The following is a 19,298-nucleotide window of genomic DNA, read 5'->3' as shown; positions in this document are numbered from 1 at the left end:
AAATTAAGCAAATAAAGAGGATGACTAGTGCTGTAATTTTATTATTAGCGATTGGTTGGTAAAAAAAGAAAAGACGGCAGAGCCGCCTATTTCTTTCTATAGTTGTTTTGTTTTACATTAACGAATGCAAGCAGCACCAACGATAATTAAAAGAATAAACAACACAACGATTAAAGCAAAGCCCCGTCCGTATCCACATCCTCCGCAAGAACCTCCGTATCCTCCGTAAGAACCTCCGTATCCTCCGTAAGAACCTCCGTATCCATAGGAAGGATATGAACAAGTTGGATAACAATATGTGTATCCGTACATGAGATGACCTCCTTTATCATTTCCCGCTAATACTGCGGTTATTATAAGGTATGGAAGAGTGGTTAGAAGTGTATAGACATTCGCCTAGAAAAGGAAGAAGTGATTGCATATTTTTGTTATAAAGAGAGAAAAACTAAGAAGAATTAAATCGTTTACATACTATTCTACGATGGAAAACAGGTTAAATAGGGAATAATATAACAGTAGGTTATTGCTTACTAATACAGATGTGAAAATAAAAACAACAATGTATAGTGGAAACCTTAATGTTATTCATAAAAAAATCGTAACCAAAGTAATTGACATCGTGATTAGAATAGTTGTAAACTAAAAAACGTGATCAAGATTGTATTAATATGTTTCTGAAAAAACATTAGTACAGATTGTTAGGTACACAAAATTATTCTCAACCGGCGAGGTTTCCTGTCGGTTTACATGGTTACGTTTTCGTACTAGTGAATTTCTAGTGAAAGCGTTTCAGAATATGGTTCAAGAGAGGAAGAGGTGAACGGAATGGGTACTAAAACAAAAAAGACCCTATTTAATGTTGATGAGCAAATGAAAGCTATCGCAGCTCAATTTGAAACATTACAAATTTTAAATGAAAACGGCGAAGTTGTGAATGAAGCAGCTATGCCTGAATTATCTGATGATCAATTAAAAGAATTAATGCGTCGTATGGTGTATACTCGCGTATTAGACCAACGTTCTATTTCTTTAAACCGTCAAGGACGTTTAGGTTTCTACGCACCTACAGCTGGACAAGAAGCTTCTCAATTAGCGAGTCATTTCGCACTTGAAGCAGAAGACTTCATCTTACCAGGATACCGTGATGTACCACAATTAGTATGGCACGGATTACCATTATACCAAGCATTCTTATTCTCTCGTGGACACTTCATGGGTAACCAAATGCCTGAGAATGTAAATGCACTAGCTCCACAAATCATTATCGGTGCGCAAATCATCCAAACTGCTGGTGTTGCGTTAGGTATGAAACTACGTGGTAAAAAATCTGTTGCAATTACTTACACTGGTGACGGTGGTGCTTCACAAGGTGACTTCTACGAAGGTATGAACTTTGCAGGTGCATTCAAAGCTCCAGCAATCTTCGTTGTTCAAAACAACCGTTACGCAATCTCTACTCCAGTAGAAAAGCAATCTGCAGCTAAAACTGTAGCACAAAAAGCAGTAGCAGCAGGTATTTACGGAATTCAAGTAGACGGTATGGATCCATTAGCTGTATACGCAGCAACTGCTTTCGCTCGTGAGCGCGCAGTAAATGGCGAAGGCCCTACTCTAATCGAGACTCTAACATTCCGTTACGGTCCACATACAATGGCTGGTGATGACCCAACTCGTTACCGTACAAAAGATATCGAAAACGAATGGGAACAAAAAGATCCAATCGTACGCTTCCGTACATTCTTAGAAAATAAAGGCCTATGGTCTCAAGAAGTAGAAGAAAAAGTAATCGAAGAAGCAAAAGAAGATATCAAACAAGCAATTGCTAAGGCTGACCAAGCTCCAAAACAAAAAGTAACTGATTTAATGGAAATCATGTACGAAAAAATGCCTTACAACTTAGCTGAACAATATGAAATTTATAAAGAAAAGGAGTCGAAGTAAGCCATGGCTCAAATGACAATGATTCAAGCAATCACTGATGCTTTACGTGTTGAAATGAAAAATGACCCTAACGTACTTGTGTTTGGTGAAGACGTTGGTGTAAACGGCGGTGTATTCCGTGCTACTGAAGGTTTACAAGCTGAATTCGGTGAAGATCGTGTAATGGATACTCCACTTGCAGAGTCTGGTATCGGTGGACTTGCAGTTGGTCTTGCACTTGAAGGATTCCGTCCAGTTCCAGAAATCCAATTCTTCGGTTTCGTTTATGAAGTAATGGATTCTATTTCTGGACAATTAGCTCGTATGCGTTACCGTTCTGGTGGACGTTGGACTGCTCCAGTAACAGTTCGTTCTCCATTTGGTGGCGGTGTTCATACTCCAGAATTACATGCTGATAGCTTAGAAGGATTAGTGGCTCAACAACCTGGTCTAAAAGTTGTTATCCCATCTACTCCATACGATGCAAAAGGTCTTTTAATCTCTGCGATTCGTGACAACGATCCAGTTATCTACTTAGAGCATATGAAATTGTACCGTTCATTCCGTCAAGACGTACCAGAAGGCGAATACACAATTGATTTAGGTAAAGCTGATATCAAACGTGAAGGTACAGATGTATCTGTTATCGCTTACGGTGCTATGGTTCATGCTGCATTAAAAGCTGCTGAAGAACTTGAAAAAGAAGGTATCTCTTTAGAAGTTGTTGACTTACGTACAGTTCAACCATTAGATATCGAAACAATCATCGCTTCTGTTGAAAAAACAGGTCGCGTAGTTGTAGTTCAAGAAGCTCAAAAACAAGCTGGTATTGCAGCTAACGTTGTAGCGGAAATTAACGATCGTGCAATCTTAAACTTAGAAGCTCCAGTTGTACGTGTTGCAGCTGCTGATACAGTATTCCCATTCTCTCAAGCTGAGAGCGTATGGTTACCAAACCATAAAGATATTGTTGAAGCTGTAAACAAAGTAATGAACTTCTAATTTTTAGTTTTTCATGTGCAAAAGAAATCAGCACATGCTGATTTCTTTTGCCATATTCCATAATAAAGAAATGAATCAGGGGGCTGAATTCCGTGGCATTTGAATTTAAACTACCAGATATCGGTGAAGGTATCCACGAAGGTGAAATCGTAAAATGGTTTATTAAACCAGGCGACGAAGTAAACGAAGACGATGTACTTCTTGAAGTGCAAAATGATAAAGCAGTAGTAGAAATCCCTTCTCCAGTTAAAGGTAAAGTACTTGAAGTACTTGTAGAAGAAGGTACGGTTGCAGTAGTTGGAGATACATTAATTAAATTTGATGCTCCTGGATACGAAAACCTTAAATTTAAAGGTGACGACCATGACGATGCTCCAAAAGCTGAAGAAGCGAAAGAAGAAGCTCCAAAAGCTGAAGCTACTCCAGCAGCAACTGCTGAAGCTACTCCAGCAGCAACTGCTGAAGTAGTAAATGAGCGCGTAATCGCTATGCCATCAGTTCGTAAATATGCTCGTGAAAAAGGTGTAGATATTCATAAAGTAGCTGGTTCTGGTAAGAACGGCCGCGTTGTGAAAGCTGATATCGATGCATTTGCAAATGGTGGACAAACTGTAGCAGCAACTGAGGCTCCAGCAGCAGTAGAAGCTACTCCAGCAGCAGCAAAAGAAGAAGCACCAAAAGCACAACCAATCCCAGCTGGTGAATATCCAGAAACTCGTGAGAAAATGAGTGGTATCCGTAAAGCGATTGCAAAAGCAATGGTTAACTCTAAGCATACAGCTCCTCACGTAACATTAATGGATGAAGTAGATGTAACAGAACTTGTTGCTCACCGTAAGAAGTTCAAAGCTGTTGCAGCTGACAAAGGTATTAAATTAACTTACCTTCCATACGTTGTAAAAGCTTTAACATCTGCATTACGTGAATTCCCAATGTTGAATACTGCTTTAGACGATGCTTCTCAAGAAATCGTTCATAAACATTACTTCAACATCGGTATCGCAGCTGATACAGACAAAGGTCTATTAGTACCAGTTGTTAAAGATACAGATCGTAAATCAATCTTCACTATTTCTAACGAGATCAATGATCTTGCTGGTAAAGCACGTGAAGGTCGTTTAGCTCCAGCTGAAATGAAAGGTGCTTCTTGCACAATTACAAACATTGGTTCTGCAGGTGGACAATGGTTCACTCCAGTTATCAATCACCCAGAAGTAGCAATCCTTGGTATCGGCCGTATCGCTGAGAAGCCAGTTGTGAAAAACGGTGAAATCGTTGCAGCTCCAGTATTAGCATTATCTCTAAGCTTTGACCATCGTTTAATTGACGGCGCAACTGCTCAAAAAGCATTAAACCAAATTAAACGTCTATTGAATGACCCACAATTATTAGTAATGGAGGCGTAATAACAATGGTAGTAGGAGATTTCCCAATTGAATTAGATACAGTCGTTGTTGGTGCAGGTCCTGGTGGATACGTTGCGGCAATTCGTGCAGCACAATTAGGTCAAAAGGTAGCAATTATCGAAAAAGCTAACCTTGGTGGCGTATGCTTAAACGTTGGATGTATTCCTTCAAAAGCGTTAATCAATGCAGGTCATCGTTATGAGAATGCAATGCATTCTGATGACATGGGTATCACTGCAGAGAACGTAAAAGTTGACTTTACAAAAGTTCAAGAATGGAAAAACGGCGTAGTTAAGAAATTAACTGGCGGTGTTGAAGGCCTTCTTAAGGGTAACAAAGTTGAAATCATTCGCGGTGAAGCTTACTTCGTAGATGCTAACACATTACGCGTAATGACTGAAGATGCAGCTCAAACTTATACGTTTAAAAATGCTGTTCTTGCAACTGGTTCTACACCAATCGAAATTCCTGGATTCAAATACTCTAAACGTGTTATCAACTCTACAGGCGCTCTAAGCTTACCTGAAATTCCTAAAAAACTTGTTGTAATCGGCGGCGGTTACATCGGTATGGAATTAGGTACTGCATATGCTAACTTCGGTACAGAAGTTACTGTAGTAGAAGCTGGCGACGAAATCTTAGCTGGTTTCGAAAAAGCAATGAGCTCTGTTGTTAAACGTGCCCTTCAAAAGAAAGGTAACGTAAATATTCATACAAAAGCTATGGCTAAAGGCGTTGAAGAAACAGAAACTGGCGTAAAAGTTAGCTTCGAAGTTAAAGGTGAAGTACAAACTGTAGAAGCAGATTACGTATTAGTAACTGTAGGTCGTCGTCCAAACACTCAAGAAATCGGTCTTGAGCAAGTTGGAGTTAAAATGACTGATCGCGGTATCATCGAAATCGATGAGCAATGCCGTACAAACGTACCAAACATCTATGCAATCGGTGATATCGTTCCTGGACCACCATTAGCTCACAAAGCTTCTTACGAAGGTAAAGTAGCTGTTGAAGCAATTAGTGGCCATGCATCAGCTATCGATTACATCGGAATTCCTGCAGTATGCTTCACAGATCCAGAATTAGCATCTGTTGGATACACTAAGAAACAAGCTGAAGAAGCAGGAATGGCAGTAACTGTATCTAAGTTCCCATTCGCTGCAAACGGTCGTGCATTATCATTAAACAGCACAGACGGTTTCCTACAACTTGTAACACGTAAAGAAGATGGTCTTCTTGTAGGTGCACAAGTTGCAGGTGCAGGTGCTTCTGATATTATCTCTGAGATTGGTTTAGCTATCGAAGCTGGAATGACAGCTGAAGATATCGCTCAAACAATCCATGCTCACCCAACATTAGGTGAAATCACAATGGAAGCAGCTGAAGTTGCTCTTGGAATGCCAATTCACATTGTAAAATAATACGAATAACCAAAATAACCCGCCTTTGATCTTTTTAAAGGCGGGTTATTTTTTATTTTATGGAATTTATCTTGCAAAATCCCGATTTGTGAGAGCTGATCGTTAGTGAGAATGAAGAAATCCATTGATTAAAGTTTCACTTTATCCATTAAAGCTTTAGTAGAGCTAACAAGGTCATTATGTATATTTATGGAATAAATACGTAATACTATATAGTCTAAATTGGAATGTACGTAACTTTTTTAGAAATATAATGGACTCAAATCGATTACATCTTTTCGTATTATGTAATCGATTTGAGTCCAATACCATATCTTATTATAAAATAGAGCATGTCAAAGGAGATGGTTTCGTGAAAATCATACATGTTATATTTTATCATTTCCTTTTATGGAGTGGATTTTCTATTGTACTATTCTTATCAAATGGTGATAAATTTCATTATAAAGTGATGCTCTTTTTCGTGTTCCTTTATTTAGCATATGTAATTGCATATGTTGTTCTTCGTATAAGAAAACAGGCACTATTTCTTACTTGCGCAAATAGTATGCTCTTTTTACTGATATCTTTCCTTTTTTTATAGTTAGCGTTTATAAAAATACATTGTTCTTCCATTAAATAACTTTAATTCACCCTCTAATTTTTTTGCTAAAAAACGGCAGAATTCATTTGCTTTTCCTTTATCCCCAAATGTGGCGGTAGAAGGTAAGGAGATTTGAACGAAAGCTTGGTCGTTTTCTGTTCCTATCCCCACATAAATAGAATTATAACGATCATGACTAGATTTGAGCTCAAGTGTAGTATCTGATGTATCAAATATCTCATACGGAAATGCTACGTTAGTATATGCATAGCTAACTTGCGCGCCGGTTTGCGAAGTAATGGTTTTATAATAATTAAAAAGTTGTTTAACATCTTCTAATGAGACAGCTTGTTGTTTCGATTTAGGTACAAGTTTAATAAATGCATGTTGCATAAAGATTTTCCTCCTAAAGTAATATATACAGACATTTTAACACCGTTGCAAATTTTTTGACAATTAAAAAGGTTCTTTCCTTTTTTTGTTTAATATATACGGTAGAAAGTGTTGTGAGGAAAGGAGGAAGAAAATGTTTGAAAAATTGTATGATGAGCATGAGAGTGTGAAGGTACGATTTTTGGGATTTATGACACATGAAAACCGCTATGATTTTGGTGTTATTTATACAAATATGTTTTTTGGAAAACCTCTTGTTGTTTGCATGCAAACAGGGAGAGCAACTTTACTAGGACAAGACGATGTAGATAATGTTCAACATTTACAACAGGTCTTTAAATTACAATCAGAGGAGGAAGCGAATGACCTAGCACAATTCTTTAAGTTTCTTGTACCACCTACTTCCTTACATGCTGAATATGAAGAATAAATAAAAGGAAACAGTCGTACTTATTAAGATATGACTGTTTTTTCATGTTATTGTCTCATACTAATATAAAGTTAATTTTTTTAATGTGTTATACTAAAAACCTATTGACGTAAAAAGTATAACATATTAAAATAAAGACAGAAAGTTAAGCGGTTACAAAAAAGTTTTTGGGATTATAAACTTAGGGGGAAATAAAAAAATGGGAACAATCGTATGTCAAGATTGTGAAAGTACAATTGCACACTTCGAGGATGAGAAAGTAACAGTACTTTACGGGAAATGCGGATCTTGCGGATGTGATCACAAGGAGCATACAAAAGCCCAGTAATATATAGGAATATTCTAGCTGAAAAAGTTTTTAGGACCATAAGCTCAGGGGGAAATGAAAAATGGGAACAATCGTATGTCAAGTTTGTGAAGGAACAATCGCACACTTTGAAGATGAAAAAACAACGGTACTTTACGGGAAATGTGAATCTCATTGCGAATGTGGTCACAAAGAACATACAAAAGTTCAGTAATATATAGAACGTGTAAATATAAAGGTTTTCAATCATAATTCAAACTCAGGGGGAAATGAAAAATGGGAACAATCGTATGTCAAGTTTGTGAAGGAACAATTGCACACTTTGAAGATGAAAAGACAACAGTACTTTACGGGAAATGTGGATCTCATTGCGAATGTGGTCACAAAGAGCATACAAAAGCCCAATAATTAAAAAAACGCCTGCATATTTTGCAGGCGTTTTTTAATAGATTGTAGTTGTGTGGCCAACCGTTGCAACAATTGCATCATCTCGAATGGGAATGAATTTGAATGTGGTTTGTAGGGTATTAGCAGAGGCATGTTGGCTCATGAGGCGACTATCTATGCGGGTAATAAAATCTGTTAAATATGCTGAGATAAAGGCATAGGGAATTCTTCGTTCATTTAATAGATAAATGATTTGTTCCTTTGTTTGTACTCCTACACCGTGCCCATAAAAAAAGAAATTACCTAAATAAATGGCATTTTCTCCTTGCCATTCAACTGAAGCTGGATTCACTTGTGGATTTTTAAAGTAAACAAGATCGCCAGGAACGATATCCCCACCGTTTTTTGTCACCAGTTTTAAATCTCGATCATAATCCCATGTATATAGTAGAAGGTTTGCGAATAAACGGTTAAAAGTTTGCTCATCATATAGAGCTAAAAGTGCTTTGTAAAAAATAATAATCATTGCTGTTGCACATTCTGTTCCATACTTTTTTCCATCTTTAAAAATATCTCGTATCGCGACCGAGGGTGGTCTATTTGGAAGTAATTGAAATCCTCCTAGTGGTGTCCTTTGCCAAAATTCAGGGTTACAATAGGACTCTTGGAATGTACGGAACTGTAATCCACTTTGAAAGAGTTCTAAGGAGGATGTAATGATATGAATTCGTAAATTTAGATCAAAGCTGAGTTCATCAGTTGTTCGGAATGAATATACTTCCTGATTTCCAGCCATAATGGCCAATATTTGTTGTTTCTCAGTAGCGAACGGTTCATTTTCACTCGTGATATAAGGATGTACAATAGAACGACCAATCACAATCATAATTGTATCCCCACCTATAAGTTACATTCTTTAGTATCGTATGAGTAAAAGAAAAAATGGTGAAAAAAAGCCTATCAACTGATAGGCTTGTATTCTTTAATAACGCGTAGTGTTTGGAGTGTCATATCTTCAGGACCTTGTACTGGTAGGCCAGCATCTAGGTTTTTATTAATGTAGTCTAGGTTTTCTTGCGTAATGATTTCGCCAGGGGTGAAGATTGGAATACCTGGCGGATAAACCATAACAAAATCTGCTATAATGCGACCAGCAGCTTCTTCAAATGGGATGACTTCTGCTTCTGAGTAAAAAGCATCCCGAGGAGAGAGGGCAAGTACAGGGATTTCTGGAATTTCAACTTGTACTTGAACACCTTTGTCCGCTCTATCTTTAAAGGTAGTTGCTAGTTCTCGTAAGGCCTCAATAAGAATATTAGTTTCGACCTCTGTATCTCCCAATGTCACAAGGCATAGAATGTTATATAAGTCTGAAAGCTCGACTTCAATGTTGTAATGTTCTCTTAACCATAATTCTGCTTCGTGACCTGTAATGCCTAGATCCTTGACAGATACAATCAGTTTTGTTGGATCATAGCTGAATGTTGCATCCATACCTAACATTTCTTTACCAGGGCAATATAGATTTTCAATCTCATTTATCGTACAGCGTACATGTTCGGCTAACTGAATTGTTTTTGTGATTAATTCTTTTCCTTCAGTCGCAAGACGTTTTCTTGCGACGTCTAAAGAAGCTAATAGAATATAGGAAGTTGATGTTGTTGTAAGCATGCTAATAATCGATTGAACATGTTTTACATTCACAAGGCCTTCTTTGACATTTAGAATGGAACTTTGTGTTAATGAACCTCCGAGCTTATGAACACTTGTCGCTGCCATATCTGCACCAGCTTGCATAGCTGACATTGGTAATTCGTCATGGAAATGAATATGAACACCATGAGCTTCATCAACTAATACAGGTATTTCATAGGAATGAGCTAATTCTACAATATGCTGCAAGTCTGCGGCGAATCCAAAGTATGTTGGATTAATAACGAGTAACCCTTTTGCATCTGAATGTTCCTCGAGTGCTTTTTTTACAGATTGAATCGTAATCCCATGTGAAATACCGAGCTTCGGATCGATTTCAGGATGAATGAAAATTGGTTTTGCACCTGAGAAAATAATGGCTGACATTACAGATTTATGAACGTTTCGTGGTACAAGAATTTTATCTCCTGGGCCACAAACGCTCATTACCATTGTCATAATTGCACCGCTTGTACCTTGAACTGAAAAGAAGGTATGATCTGCACCGAATGCAGTTGCAGCTAAATCTTGAGCTTCTTTAATCATACCTTTTGGATGATGTAAATCATCGAGCGGAGCAATATTAATTAAATCAATTGCTAATGCATTATGCCCAATAAATTCGCGAAATTCTGGGTCCATCCCTTGTCCTTTTTTATGACCTGGGATATGAAATTGAATTGGATTTCGCTTGCTGTGCTCTACTAAAGCGGTAAACAATGGTGTTTTGTATTGGGACAATCTATACACCCCTTCTTCTTCGTAATATTTATTATGAGTTGTTTTATGTGTATCTTGTTCAGTAAGAAAGTTATTTCCCCTATATAGTTATATAACTGTCTATAAGAACTTGACTTGTTCTACTTACCAAATGGAAGTTTCACTTTATTTTCAATAAAACAAAAGCATTATATCACCAATGATTATATATGTATAGAAAAAACTATTATTTTTATTATATGCATAATTAGTAATAATTTGTATGCCGTTATTCGTGAGCAGTAAAGTTTTAACTTAAAGTTCTGAGAAAGCGAGGAGATACGTAGAATTCCGTCAATGGAAGTTATATTTCTATTCGCGTTCAGTAATATCCTCATCTTAAAAATCAGCGAAAATAAAGGAGGATGGAGGAAAAATAAAGTTTCAATTTATCGAGGCTTATTTTCAAAAAGGAAAGGAGATCTATGCCTTTCATCGCCTCGTTGTCTTCGGTATGAAGAGAGACAATGCCATAATAAAAGAGAAATAGTGTATAATGCAAAAGGGACTATGATAAAGAAGGATGGAAGGTTTATTTTTAAGGGAGAATAAGGGTAAAAATGAAAGAGGTGTACATATGGAATATCAATATCCACTTGATTATGATTGGTCGAATGATGAGATGATTGCGATTGTGACATTCTATGAGGCAATTGAAAAGGCGTATGAAAAAGGTATCATCAGAGAAGAATTGATGAGATTATATCGCCGTTTTAAAGAAATTGTGCCGTCGAAAGCGGAAGAGAAAAAAATTGATAAAGAGTTTCAAGAAGTAAGTGGTTACTCTATATACCGAGCGATTCAAAAGGCGAAAGAAGTAGAAGAACAAAAGATTGTGAAAATGTAAAAAGATTTTGAAAAATCGAATTCTAAGTGCTATAATGGGATAACAACTTAAAACGGACAATATAAATTGTCCGTTTTCTTACTATCGATTGCAAATTTTATATAAAGGAAGGAGTGAGTGCATCGTAGTTTGTATCTTCTCAAGAAATTGTTCATCATCGAGTGTTGAGCACTCTTCTGGAGAAATGTGAATACCAACTAGTAGCTCTGCTTTTTTTATAGTCGCTAGGCGTTCAATCATTTTTTGTAAGTCATTTGTTTCAAGTAAGTTATGCGATTTTACAGCTGGTTTGGTATGGTCAATGGACCAAACGAAGTCATTTGGTATATTTGTTTTTAAATCATTTAAATGTTCTAAGAAGGCATGAGCCGCTTCCACTTTTTGTGGACACTCATAAATTAAACCAAAGTATATAAAAGCATGGGTACCCCATAAACCAATTTGAAAATGTGGCAGCATTTTATATCCGCGTTTATTTGTTGAAAAAGCAACCCAAGTATCGTTTGGTGGATTGACTTTACGTCGTGCATGTTTTGCAACATGATAGAAAAAAGTTTCCCCAGTTTGTTCTGATAAATAATGAGAAAATTGCTCGCCTAGAGCTTCTAATTTAGGGTGAATATTCGTTTTAATAGCATTCATTCGTTCTTCGAGACCATCAACTGCAAAGACAGCAAAGTCAGTTGATTTAAATGTTTGTAATGTCATGATAGTTCCTCCAACTCCTAGTTTGTTTTTTATTTTAGCATAGCTTGTACGATTCATAAAAAAAACAGTACAAAAAAACTTCAGTAAAAAAATATAATTTTGTTGCATAGATGATTTATCCAACATAGTATAGTATAAAACAAAAAATCAGAAAATTAAGTTAATTCTAGTCCGAGGGCAGACGAATATTGGGAGGAGGCAATAAAAATGAGACAGGTGATTAACGCGTTAAAGAGAACAGATGCTGAAAAAAGAATTCCGGTGCTAAGATTGGAGTTAGATTATGAATTAGCAACGCTATATGATGCAATGATGGAAAATGATAATCAGAAAAAAGAAGAGTGCGTGCAAAAGCTAGAAGTGCTAAGACTTGAAATGATCCGTTTAGAAGCGTAATAATAGTATATGTATAAAAATTAAGTTGGTGCGAACCTTATAAAGGGTTCGTTTTTTCTGTGAACAGTGTAGATCGGAGTGTTTAAACATGCAAGAGGTATGGAAAGAAATCGATACACATGCAAAACAGTGGATTCAAGAAGCTGGTGAGCGTTTAATGGCATCATTGCAAAAGACGCTTATTGTGGAGACGAAATCAAATGCAGCTGACCTAGTAACAAATATGGATCGAGAAACGGAACAGTTTTTGATTGGGAAAATTAAAGAAACATACCCACACCATTATATTTTAGGAGAAGAGGGATATGGAGATAAGCTTGCTTCTTCGGATGGGGTTGTTTGGTTAATTGATCCAATTGATGGTACGATGAATTTTGTTCATCAGAAAAGAAATTTTGCGATTTCAATTGGCATTTATGAGAACGGTATCGGAAAAATCGGCCTCATCTATGATCCGGTTCATGACGAACTGTATCATGCTATAAAGGGGGAAGGAGCCTTTTGTAACGGTGTAACCATTCCCACTTTAGAGAAAGGTACATTAGAAAGCGGGATTATTGCTTTAAATGCTACGTGGCTTACTGATAATCCATTACTTAATATGGAAAAAATGATGAAGCTCGTGAAAAAAGCACGAGGAACACGCTCATATGGTTGCGCAGCACTAGAAATGGTATATGTTGCAACAGGAAGATTGGATGCTTACGTGACGCCGCGATTATCTCCTTGGGATTTTGGCGGAGGACTGATTATTGTAGAAGAAGTCGATGGCAAAGTGACGACGTTTGCTGGTAAAGCACTTTCTATTGTAGAAAAAAGTAGTGTATTAGTTGCGAAGCCGGGGGTATATGAAGAGTTACTACCATTTGTATCACAGTAACAAAAAAAGTAAGAGGCTACGAAAAGCTTCTTACTTTTTACTGTTACTGTGATTTACGCATTTTTCGTTTTGTTACAAATCCGTATCCAACTGTAACAAATGTGCCGATAATGCAAATAATAATACCGATGGGACTATTTTCAGCAATCATAATTCCAATGCCAATTAAGAAAATAACACCGATAATAGCTGTTAATAAAAAGCGGTACTGAATTTGTTCCATATCTTCACCCTCCAATTTCATTTTACTTTCACAAAAGTAAGAATACAACTATATTTTCATTCTTGATTTTATTTTGATTGCCATTGTATCCCCTTCACTCTTATAATAGAGAAGGATTAAAAAGACACTAGGAGTTGGACATGTTGAAAAAACGACAAGATTTACGAAATATAGCAATTATCGCCCACGTTGACCATGGTAAAACAACACTTGTTGACCAATTATTACGTCAAGCGGGGACGTTCCGTGCAAATGAGCACGTAGAAGAACGTGCAATGGATTCGAACGATTTAGAAAGAGAACGCGGTATTACAATTTTAGCCAAAAATACAGCGATTCATTATGAAGATAAACGAATTAACATTTTAGATACGCCTGGACACGCTGACTTCGGTGGTGAAGTAGAGCGTATTATGAAAATGGTTGATGGTGTTTTACTTGTTGTTGATGCATATGAAGGTTGTATGCCACAAACGCGATTTGTTTTAAAGAAAGCTCTTGAGCAAAACTTAACTCCAATCGTTGTAGTAAACAAAATTGACCGTGACTTTGCTCGCCCGGATGAAGTAGTTGATGAAGTAATCGACTTATTTATCGAGCTTGGTGCAAACGAAGATCAATTAGAGTTCCCAGTTGTATTTGCATCAGCAATGAACGGAACAGCAAGCTTGGATTCAAACCCAGCAAATCAAGAAGAGAATATGAAATCATTATTTGATACAATTATTGAACATATTCCAGCACCAGTTGATAACAGCGAAGAGCCACTTCAATTCCAAGTAGCACTTCTTGACTATAATGACTATGTAGGTCGTATCGGGGTAGGTCGTATATTCCGCGGCACAATGAAAGTAGGACAACAAGTTGCACTAATGAAGGTCGATGGAAGCGTAAAACAATTCCGCGTAACAAAACTATTTGGTTACATGGGATTAAAACGCCAAGAAATTGAAGAAGCAAAAGCTGGAGATCTAGTAGCAGTTTCAGGTATGGAAGATATTAACGTTGGTGAAACGGTATGTCCAGTTGAACATCAAGATGCGTTACCATTATTACGTATTGATGAGCCAACACTACAAATGACGTTCCTTGTAAATAATAGTCCATTTGCAGGTCGTGAAGGTAAATACATTACGTCTCGTAAAATTGAAGAGCGTCTTCGTTCACAATTAGAAACAGATGTAAGTTTACGTGTTGATAATACAGAGTCTCCTGATGCATGGATTGTATCTGGACGTGGAGAATTACATTTATCTATCTTAATTGAAAACATGCGCCGTGAAGGTTACGAACTACAAGTATCTAAGCCTGAAGTAATTATTAAAGAGGTTGATGGCGTAAGATGTGAGCCTGTAGAACGCGTACAAATCGATGTGCCTGAAGAATACACTGGTTCTATTATGGAATCAATGGGTGCACGTAAAGGTGAAATGTTAGATATGGTGAATAACGGAAACGGTCAAGTTCGCCTTACTTTCATGGTTCCAGCACGTGGTTTAATTGGTTACACAACAGAATTCTTAACATTAACTCGTGGTTACGGTATTTTAAACCATACATTCGATTGCTACCAGCCAGTACATGCTGGACAAGTTGGTGGACGTCGTCAAGGTGTTCTAGTTTCACTTGAAACAGGAAAAGCATCACAATACGGTATTATGCAAGTTGAAGACCGCGGTGTAATCTTCGTTGAACCAGGTACAGAAGTATATGCTGGTATGATTGTCGGAGAACATACACGTGAGAATGATTTAACAGTTAACGTTGTAAAAATGAAACAACAAACTAACATTCGTTCTGCGACGAAAGATCAAACTTCAACAATGAAAAAACCACGCTTAATGACTTTAGAAGAGTCATTAGAGTACTTAAACGATGATGAGTTCTGTGAAGTAACTCCAGAATCAATTCGTCTTCGTAAAAAGATTCTTGATAAGAGTGAGCGCGAAAGAGCTGCTAAGAAAAAGAAATCTGTAGAAGCGTAAAAAATATGAAGCTGCCTTTTTAAAAAAGGCAGCTTTTTGTTTTGTTTATTTTTTTAGAAAATTTACTCTTTTATCTAGACAGTAGTTTTTCTGCAAGGTACTCTTATAGTAGGGAAAATAGAATTTAAAAAGTAAGAATCAAGGTACTACTAGTTAGTGGATTGGACTCATATGGGTTGTTTTCGTTCATCTTTGCAAAATAAGGGGGGAGTATAATGCTAGAGAGAATGTCATTTTTCGCAAAATTATATAATGTAGATACGAATCCAGAAATAGGGATGTGGCTTTTATATGGCACAATGATTCTTTTAAGTGCCCTTGTATATAATTTAGGGTTTGCTAGGAAGTTATCGCTATTAAAAAATATTGTGGTGTATGTGGCGCTGGCGTTAGGATGTACAGTCTTAACTTTTTTAGGAGTTTTGTTGCCGGTGGGAGAAGGACTTGTTGTAGCCGCAATTGTACTAGGAATTTATAGATTACGTTTACGTCAAGCAAAGCAACAAAGAGTAAGTTAAGGAGGTTCTTTATGCGCTCTGTACAAGATACATTATATAATTGGTTAACGATTAAAACGGTTGCGGAAGCAAGACCCAATGATGCAGCTGCACAAGAAACATATTTGCTGTTTCATGATATGTTGCATGAAGATCATCAATTAAGTGATGTGGAAGTGGAAAAGAAAGAAGATATGTATTTAGTTACATATAAACGAGGCGGAGAAAAGCATTCTACAAGATTTCCAGTAGAGCTTATAGATTGTTTCTTAGATCAAATGAGACAAGAGCCGGAGAAATATAAATAAGTCCTCATCCGAATGATTAAGGACTTATTTGACAGTTTACCACTCATCTTCTACTGTTTTATCACGATATAGGTGGAATTTTCCGGTTGCATGGCGTTCTATTGTACGTTCTGCAATACGTTCTGTGCATTCCATGCACATATATGTATGAATAGGACGGTTACGAAGCCTTTTGGCCATAGGATTTTCGTCATCTAACTCTTCTTTTTTATCACAAAGCATACATTTGACTCTCATTTCGTCACCTCAATACAAATTCTATCGATATAAGTATAGCATGTAAATTTGATATTTTTGAACTATGGAGGAAAAAAATAATATTTTCGCAATTCGAAAAATAAGTTATCATTAAGATAAATAAAATTTTGGAGGTGGAAATATGGCAAATGTAGTAGAACCTACATTGACAGATTCTTTAGTTCAATCTTTACGTGAAGGACGTATTATAACAATTGCAACAATTGATTTTGAAAAGGCTGTTCCAAATGTAAGTGCTATTTCATGGGTATATGCAATGAATGAGGCGCGTATTCGGTTTGCAGTTGATTGGCGATCTCGTATTGCGGAAAATTTACGCCATCATGCAGGGCTTGTACTCACTGTAATGGCGAATGAATCTGTATTTTCCATTAGCGGTGAAGCAAAGATTTTAACGGATAGAATGGAAGGGATTCCTCTTAAGTTAACTATAGTAGAAGTATCTGTTCAAGAAGTGCGTGATGTTATGTTTTATGGAGCAAAGCTTGCTTTGGAACCAGCATATGAAAAAACTTATGATCTTCGTGCTGCTGAAAAACTTGATAACCAAGTTTTAACGGCAATGAAAGGATTGTAGAAAAGTGGATGAGTACTATGGGTGTTCATCCTTTTACTGCTATTTTAATCTGGGTGAATAGGTAACCTTTGTTCCATGTTCAAATATAAATTTTGATGAATATGATACCTAGTTATAAATGAAAAAAATGATTGAGAAAAGTTTTAATTTATATGAATTTAGATTCTACCTCGTTAATACATTACATATAATTATAACAATGGTTCGTCCATATCATAATCATGGATGAAACCCTTGTTCTACAAATTTAAAAGTGGAGTCAGGGGGTAACAGGTTGGATAAAATTTATGTGTTAGACACGAATGTACTTTTGCAGGATCCTTTATCTATTTTTTCTTTTGAAACAAATGAGGTAGTGATTCCAGCAGTTGTATTAGAAGAGGTTGATTCGAAAAAACGTTACATGGATGAAGTTGGACGAAATGCTCGTTATGTATCTAAACTGATAGATAAATTTCGTGAATTAGGAAAATTGCATGAGAGTATTCCCCTTGAAAATGGAGGGACATTTCGTATTGAATTAAACCATCGCTCATTTGTTCAACTACAAGATATTTTTGTTGAAAAAACAAACGATAATCGCATTTTAGCTGTTGCGAAAAATATATTTTTAGAAGAACAAGAGAAAGAGGATGGAAAGTCTGTTGTTTTAGTAAGTAAAGATGTGCTTGTAAGAGTAAAAGCAGATGCTCTTGGCTTACAAGCAGAGGATTATTTAAGTGATCGTGTCATTGAAGTGGACAATATATATTCAGGTTTTTTAGAAGGCTACATATCAAAAGAACAGTTAAATTATTACTATGAAAAAGGAGAACTTCCTTTATCAGAAATTGCAAATCATCCATTTTATCCAAATCAGTTTATTGTGATGAAAGATGCATTAGGTGGTTCTAGTTCTGCGCTTGGAATTGTTGATTATTCAGGGAAAAAGGTGAAGAAACTTATTTTTCATAATGAGCAAGTTTGGGGAATACGCCCGCGGAATGTGCAGCAAATTATGGGATTAGAATTGTTGCTTCGTGAAGATATTCCACTCGTAACGTTAACAGGAAAAGCAGGAACTGGTAAAACTTTACTTGCGTTAGCTGCTGGTCTTATGCAGACCGAAGATTTAGGGTTGTATAAAAAACTCCTTGTTGCCCGGCCCATTGTTCCAGTCGGCAAGGATATCGGTTATTTACCGGGAGAAAAAGAAGAGAAATTAAGACCGTGGATGCAGCCAATTTTCGATAATCTAGAGTATTTATTTAATACAAAAAAACCTGGTGAATTAGATGCGATTTTAGCAGGAATGGGTTCAATTGAAGTAGAGGCACTTACTTATATACGAGGACGAAGTATTCCAGATCAATTTATTATTATTGATGAAGCACAAAATTTAACGAAACATGAAGTGAAAACAATATTAACAAGGGTTGGAGAAAAAAGTAAAATTGTATTAATGGGAGATCCGCAACAAATTGATCACCCTTACCTAGATGAATATAATAATGGTCTAACCTATGTTGTAGAGAAATTTAAAGAACAAAAAATTAGTGGACATGTAAAGTTTGTAAAAGGAGAACGCTCTAATTTAGCACAATTAGCGGCGGACTTATTATAAAGTGGAACTTTAATCAGTGAGGGGATTTATTAGCTTGCGTCTAACTGTATTGCATGTGTGGAATTTTGAGATAGAAATATTACTGATAGTAAAAGGCTAAAAAAAGGAGTGGCTTTTGCCCACTCCTTTTTTTAAATAATTGTAAACTTACGGATATTTCGAATTGGATTGTTTATATTAGAGCCATCACCAAAGTAAAGGTGAACAGGTCCATCTTCTCGCAATGGTTTTCCATCTTTTGAAAATCCAAGAATAGCATTGTTTGCTTCTTCTAATAAAAGTGTGATGGAATCATGCAATGTATGGATTTCAACATGTGTTGCTTCTGCTACAATCTCAGCATTTTTGAAAAAGGGATGAAGTGGTATGCCAAACGTTCCTGTGATAAGCTGTTCTTTTTTAAATTTTTTTACGCTTTGTTGTATAGGTGGAAAAGCGGCACCATCACGAATTTCGCGATCCCAGTGTTCGGAAGTATGCTTGAGATAGTCTTCTAATTCTGATTTTTCTTCTTTTGTTTCGGTGAAATAAGTTGTTAAATCTACTTTTCGATCATCAAAAATCCAAACGCTTGGGTCAAGTGTGATCGGAAAGCGTACGTTTCCATTTATAAATAAAATTTCACTCATTGTTGTTCCCCCATTTGTATTATGCTCCCACTTTTCAGTATAATAGTATTAGACATGATTGTCACAAAAAATGTTTCTATTGCAATTTAT

At 36.5% G+C, this 19,298-nt stretch carries 25 protein-coding genes; 17 read left to right on the top strand and 8 right to left on the bottom strand.

Going from position 1 to position 19,298, the window contains the following annotated elements:
• Window positions 1-117: 117 nt before the first annotated feature.
• The gene (locus BLV40_RS02260; RefSeq protein ID WP_090687301.1) at window positions 118-312 is read right to left on the bottom strand and encodes a YjcZ family sporulation protein; all 195 of its coding nucleotides are present in this window, start codon (window positions 310-312) and stop codon (window positions 118-120) included.
• 513 nt (window positions 313-825) lie between these two features.
• Here BLV40_RS02260 and pdhA point away from each other — a divergent pair.
• The 5 genes from pdhA (at window position 826) to BLV40_RS02235 (ending at window position 6,329) form a co-directional block, all read left to right on the top strand.
• Complete coding sequence (pdhA, locus tag BLV40_RS02255; RefSeq protein WP_026590188.1) at window positions 826-1,941, top strand: pyruvate dehydrogenase E1 component subunit alpha; 1,116 nt, start codon at window positions 826-828, stop codon at window positions 1,939-1,941.
• A gap of 3 nt (window positions 1,942-1,944) precedes the next feature.
• Window positions 1,945-2,922 carry a pyruvate dehydrogenase complex E1 component subunit beta gene (gene pdhB / locus BLV40_RS02250; protein ID WP_000068166.1) on the top strand — a complete coding sequence of 326 codons (978 nt, stop codon included), beginning with the start codon at window positions 1,945-1,947 and terminating at the stop codon, window positions 2,920-2,922.
• 92 nt (window positions 2,923-3,014) lie between these two features.
• Entirely contained in the window at window positions 3,015-4,328 is a 1,314-nt protein-coding gene (gene pdhC, locus BLV40_RS02245; RefSeq protein ID WP_090687299.1) for a pyruvate dehydrogenase complex dihydrolipoyllysine-residue acetyltransferase, read from the top strand.
• 5 nt (window positions 4,329-4,333) lie between these two features.
• Window positions 4,334-5,746: a dihydrolipoyl dehydrogenase gene (gene lpdA, locus BLV40_RS02240; RefSeq protein WP_026590190.1), complete on the top strand. Its 1,413-nt coding sequence runs from the start codon at window positions 4,334-4,336 to the stop codon at window positions 5,744-5,746.
• Window positions 5,747-6,098: 352 nt separating this feature from the next.
• On the top strand, window positions 6,099-6,329 hold the full coding sequence (locus BLV40_RS02235) for a hypothetical protein (RefSeq protein ID WP_026590191.1): 231 nt from the start codon (window positions 6,099-6,101) through the stop codon (window positions 6,327-6,329).
• Here BLV40_RS02235 and BLV40_RS02230 read toward each other — a convergent pair whose 3' ends face one another.
• Window positions 6,330-6,722 (bottom strand): DUF1885 family protein, encoded by a 393-nt coding sequence (locus BLV40_RS02230; RefSeq protein ID WP_090687297.1) that lies wholly within the window; start codon window positions 6,720-6,722, stop codon window positions 6,330-6,332.
• A 133-nt stretch (window positions 6,723-6,855) separates the two neighbouring features.
• On the opposite strand from BLV40_RS02230, the gene BLV40_RS02225 reads away from it, so the two are divergent.
• From BLV40_RS02225 to BLV40_RS02210, 4 genes are all read left to right on the top strand, one after another.
• The gene (locus tag BLV40_RS02225) at window positions 6,856-7,152 is read left to right on the top strand and encodes a DUF3055 domain-containing protein (protein ID WP_026590193.1); all 297 of its coding nucleotides are present in this window, start codon (window positions 6,856-6,858) and stop codon (window positions 7,150-7,152) included.
• A 199-nt stretch (window positions 7,153-7,351) separates the two neighbouring features.
• Window positions 7,352-7,480 (top strand): GapA-binding peptide SR1P, encoded by a 129-nt coding sequence (locus BLV40_RS02220; RefSeq protein ID WP_000536782.1) that lies wholly within the window; start codon window positions 7,352-7,354, stop codon window positions 7,478-7,480.
• Window positions 7,481-7,541: 61 nt separating this feature from the next.
• The gene (locus BLV40_RS02215; protein ID WP_026590194.1) at window positions 7,542-7,673 is read left to right on the top strand and encodes a GapA-binding peptide SR1P; all 132 of its coding nucleotides are present in this window, start codon (window positions 7,542-7,544) and stop codon (window positions 7,671-7,673) included.
• 62 nt (window positions 7,674-7,735) lie between these two features.
• Window positions 7,736-7,867 (top strand): GapA-binding peptide SR1P, encoded by a 132-nt coding sequence (locus tag BLV40_RS02210; RefSeq protein WP_090687296.1) that lies wholly within the window; start codon window positions 7,736-7,738, stop codon window positions 7,865-7,867.
• A gap of 34 nt (window positions 7,868-7,901) precedes the next feature.
• On the opposite strand, the gene BLV40_RS02205 is transcribed toward BLV40_RS02210, so the two are convergent.
• Both BLV40_RS02205 and BLV40_RS02200 read right to left on the bottom strand, forming a co-directional pair.
• Window positions 7,902-8,732, bottom strand: coding sequence for a protein-glutamine gamma-glutamyltransferase (locus BLV40_RS02205; protein ID WP_090687295.1), 831 nt, complete (start codon window positions 8,730-8,732; stop codon window positions 7,902-7,904).
• Between the two features lie 74 nt (window positions 8,733-8,806).
• Window positions 8,807-10,288 (bottom strand): aminotransferase class I/II-fold pyridoxal phosphate-dependent enzyme, encoded by a 1,482-nt coding sequence (locus tag BLV40_RS02200; RefSeq protein ID WP_090687293.1) that lies wholly within the window; start codon window positions 10,286-10,288, stop codon window positions 8,807-8,809.
• Window positions 10,289-10,874: 586 nt separating this feature from the next.
• On the opposite strand from BLV40_RS02200, the gene BLV40_RS02190 reads away from it, so the two are divergent.
• Complete coding sequence (locus BLV40_RS02190) at window positions 10,875-11,144, top strand: UPF0223 family protein (RefSeq protein ID WP_026590199.1); 270 nt, start codon at window positions 10,875-10,877, stop codon at window positions 11,142-11,144.
• 81 nt (window positions 11,145-11,225) lie between these two features.
• Here the strand turns inward: BLV40_RS02190 and BLV40_RS02185 are convergent, their stop codons facing one another.
• Window positions 11,226-11,852: a YktB family protein gene (locus tag BLV40_RS02185; RefSeq protein WP_090687290.1), complete on the bottom strand. Its 627-nt coding sequence runs from the start codon at window positions 11,850-11,852 to the stop codon at window positions 11,226-11,228.
• A gap of 207 nt (window positions 11,853-12,059) precedes the next feature.
• Here BLV40_RS02185 and BLV40_RS02180 point away from each other — a divergent pair, with 207 nt between their 5' ends.
• Both BLV40_RS02180 and BLV40_RS02175 read left to right on the top strand, forming a co-directional pair.
• Window positions 12,060-12,248, top strand: coding sequence for a hypothetical protein (locus tag BLV40_RS02180; RefSeq protein ID WP_001250169.1), 189 nt, complete (start codon window positions 12,060-12,062; stop codon window positions 12,246-12,248).
• 88 nt (window positions 12,249-12,336) lie between these two features.
• A complete protein-coding gene (locus tag BLV40_RS02175) occupies window positions 12,337-13,128 on the top strand; it encodes an inositol monophosphatase family protein (RefSeq protein WP_026590201.1) in 792 nt (263 codons plus the stop codon).
• Window positions 13,129-13,171: 43 nt separating this feature from the next.
• On the opposite strand, the gene BLV40_RS02170 is transcribed toward BLV40_RS02175, so the two are convergent.
• Window positions 13,172-13,351, bottom strand: coding sequence for a DUF5325 family protein (locus BLV40_RS02170; RefSeq protein ID WP_026590202.1), 180 nt, complete (start codon window positions 13,349-13,351; stop codon window positions 13,172-13,174).
• Window positions 13,352-13,491: 140 nt separating this feature from the next.
• Between BLV40_RS02170 and typA the strand changes: the two genes are divergently transcribed.
• The 3 genes from typA to BLV40_RS02155 all read left to right on the top strand — a co-directional run bounded on the left by typA (window position 13,492) and on the right by BLV40_RS02155 (window position 16,141).
• Complete coding sequence (typA, locus tag BLV40_RS02165) at window positions 13,492-15,336, top strand: translational GTPase TypA (RefSeq protein ID WP_026590203.1); 1,845 nt, start codon at window positions 13,492-13,494, stop codon at window positions 15,334-15,336.
• A 215-nt stretch (window positions 15,337-15,551) separates the two neighbouring features.
• Window positions 15,552-15,854 carry a YlaH-like family protein gene (locus tag BLV40_RS02160; protein WP_090687286.1) on the top strand — a complete coding sequence of 101 codons (303 nt, stop codon included), beginning with the start codon at window positions 15,552-15,554 and terminating at the stop codon, window positions 15,852-15,854.
• Window positions 15,855-15,865: 11 nt separating this feature from the next.
• Entirely contained in the window at window positions 15,866-16,141 is a 276-nt protein-coding gene (locus BLV40_RS02155) for a hypothetical protein (RefSeq protein WP_026590205.1), read from the top strand.
• 36 nt (window positions 16,142-16,177) lie between these two features.
• Here BLV40_RS02155 and BLV40_RS02150 read toward each other — a convergent pair whose 3' ends face one another.
• Window positions 16,178-16,378, bottom strand: coding sequence for a YlaI family protein (locus BLV40_RS02150; RefSeq protein WP_026590206.1), 201 nt, complete (start codon window positions 16,376-16,378; stop codon window positions 16,178-16,180).
• 142 nt (window positions 16,379-16,520) lie between these two features.
• Between BLV40_RS02150 and BLV40_RS02145 the strand changes: the two genes are divergently transcribed.
• Both BLV40_RS02145 and BLV40_RS02140 read left to right on the top strand, forming a co-directional pair.
• A complete protein-coding gene (locus tag BLV40_RS02145) occupies window positions 16,521-16,976 on the top strand; it encodes a pyridoxamine 5'-phosphate oxidase family protein (RefSeq protein WP_090687285.1) in 456 nt (151 codons plus the stop codon).
• 274 nt (window positions 16,977-17,250) lie between these two features.
• On the top strand, window positions 17,251-18,579 hold the full coding sequence (locus tag BLV40_RS02140) for a PhoH family protein (RefSeq protein ID WP_026590208.1): 1,329 nt from the start codon (window positions 17,251-17,253) through the stop codon (window positions 18,577-18,579).
• Between the two features lie 131 nt (window positions 18,580-18,710).
• Here the strand turns inward: BLV40_RS02140 and BLV40_RS02135 are convergent, their stop codons facing one another.
• On the bottom strand, window positions 18,711-19,208 hold the full coding sequence (locus tag BLV40_RS02135; RefSeq protein ID WP_090687283.1) for a molybdopterin-binding protein: 498 nt from the start codon (window positions 19,206-19,208) through the stop codon (window positions 18,711-18,713).
• Between the last annotated feature and the right edge of the window lie 90 nt (window positions 19,209-19,298).

The sequence above is a fragment of the Bacillus sp. 166amftsu genome, from assembly GCF_900107445.1.
Classification (GTDB): domain Bacteria; phylum Bacillota; class Bacilli; order Bacillales; family Bacillaceae_G; genus Bacillus_A; species Bacillus_A arachidis.
Note: the sequence above shows the minus strand (reverse complement) of the source record. Positions and strands in the feature narration are given on the sequence as shown.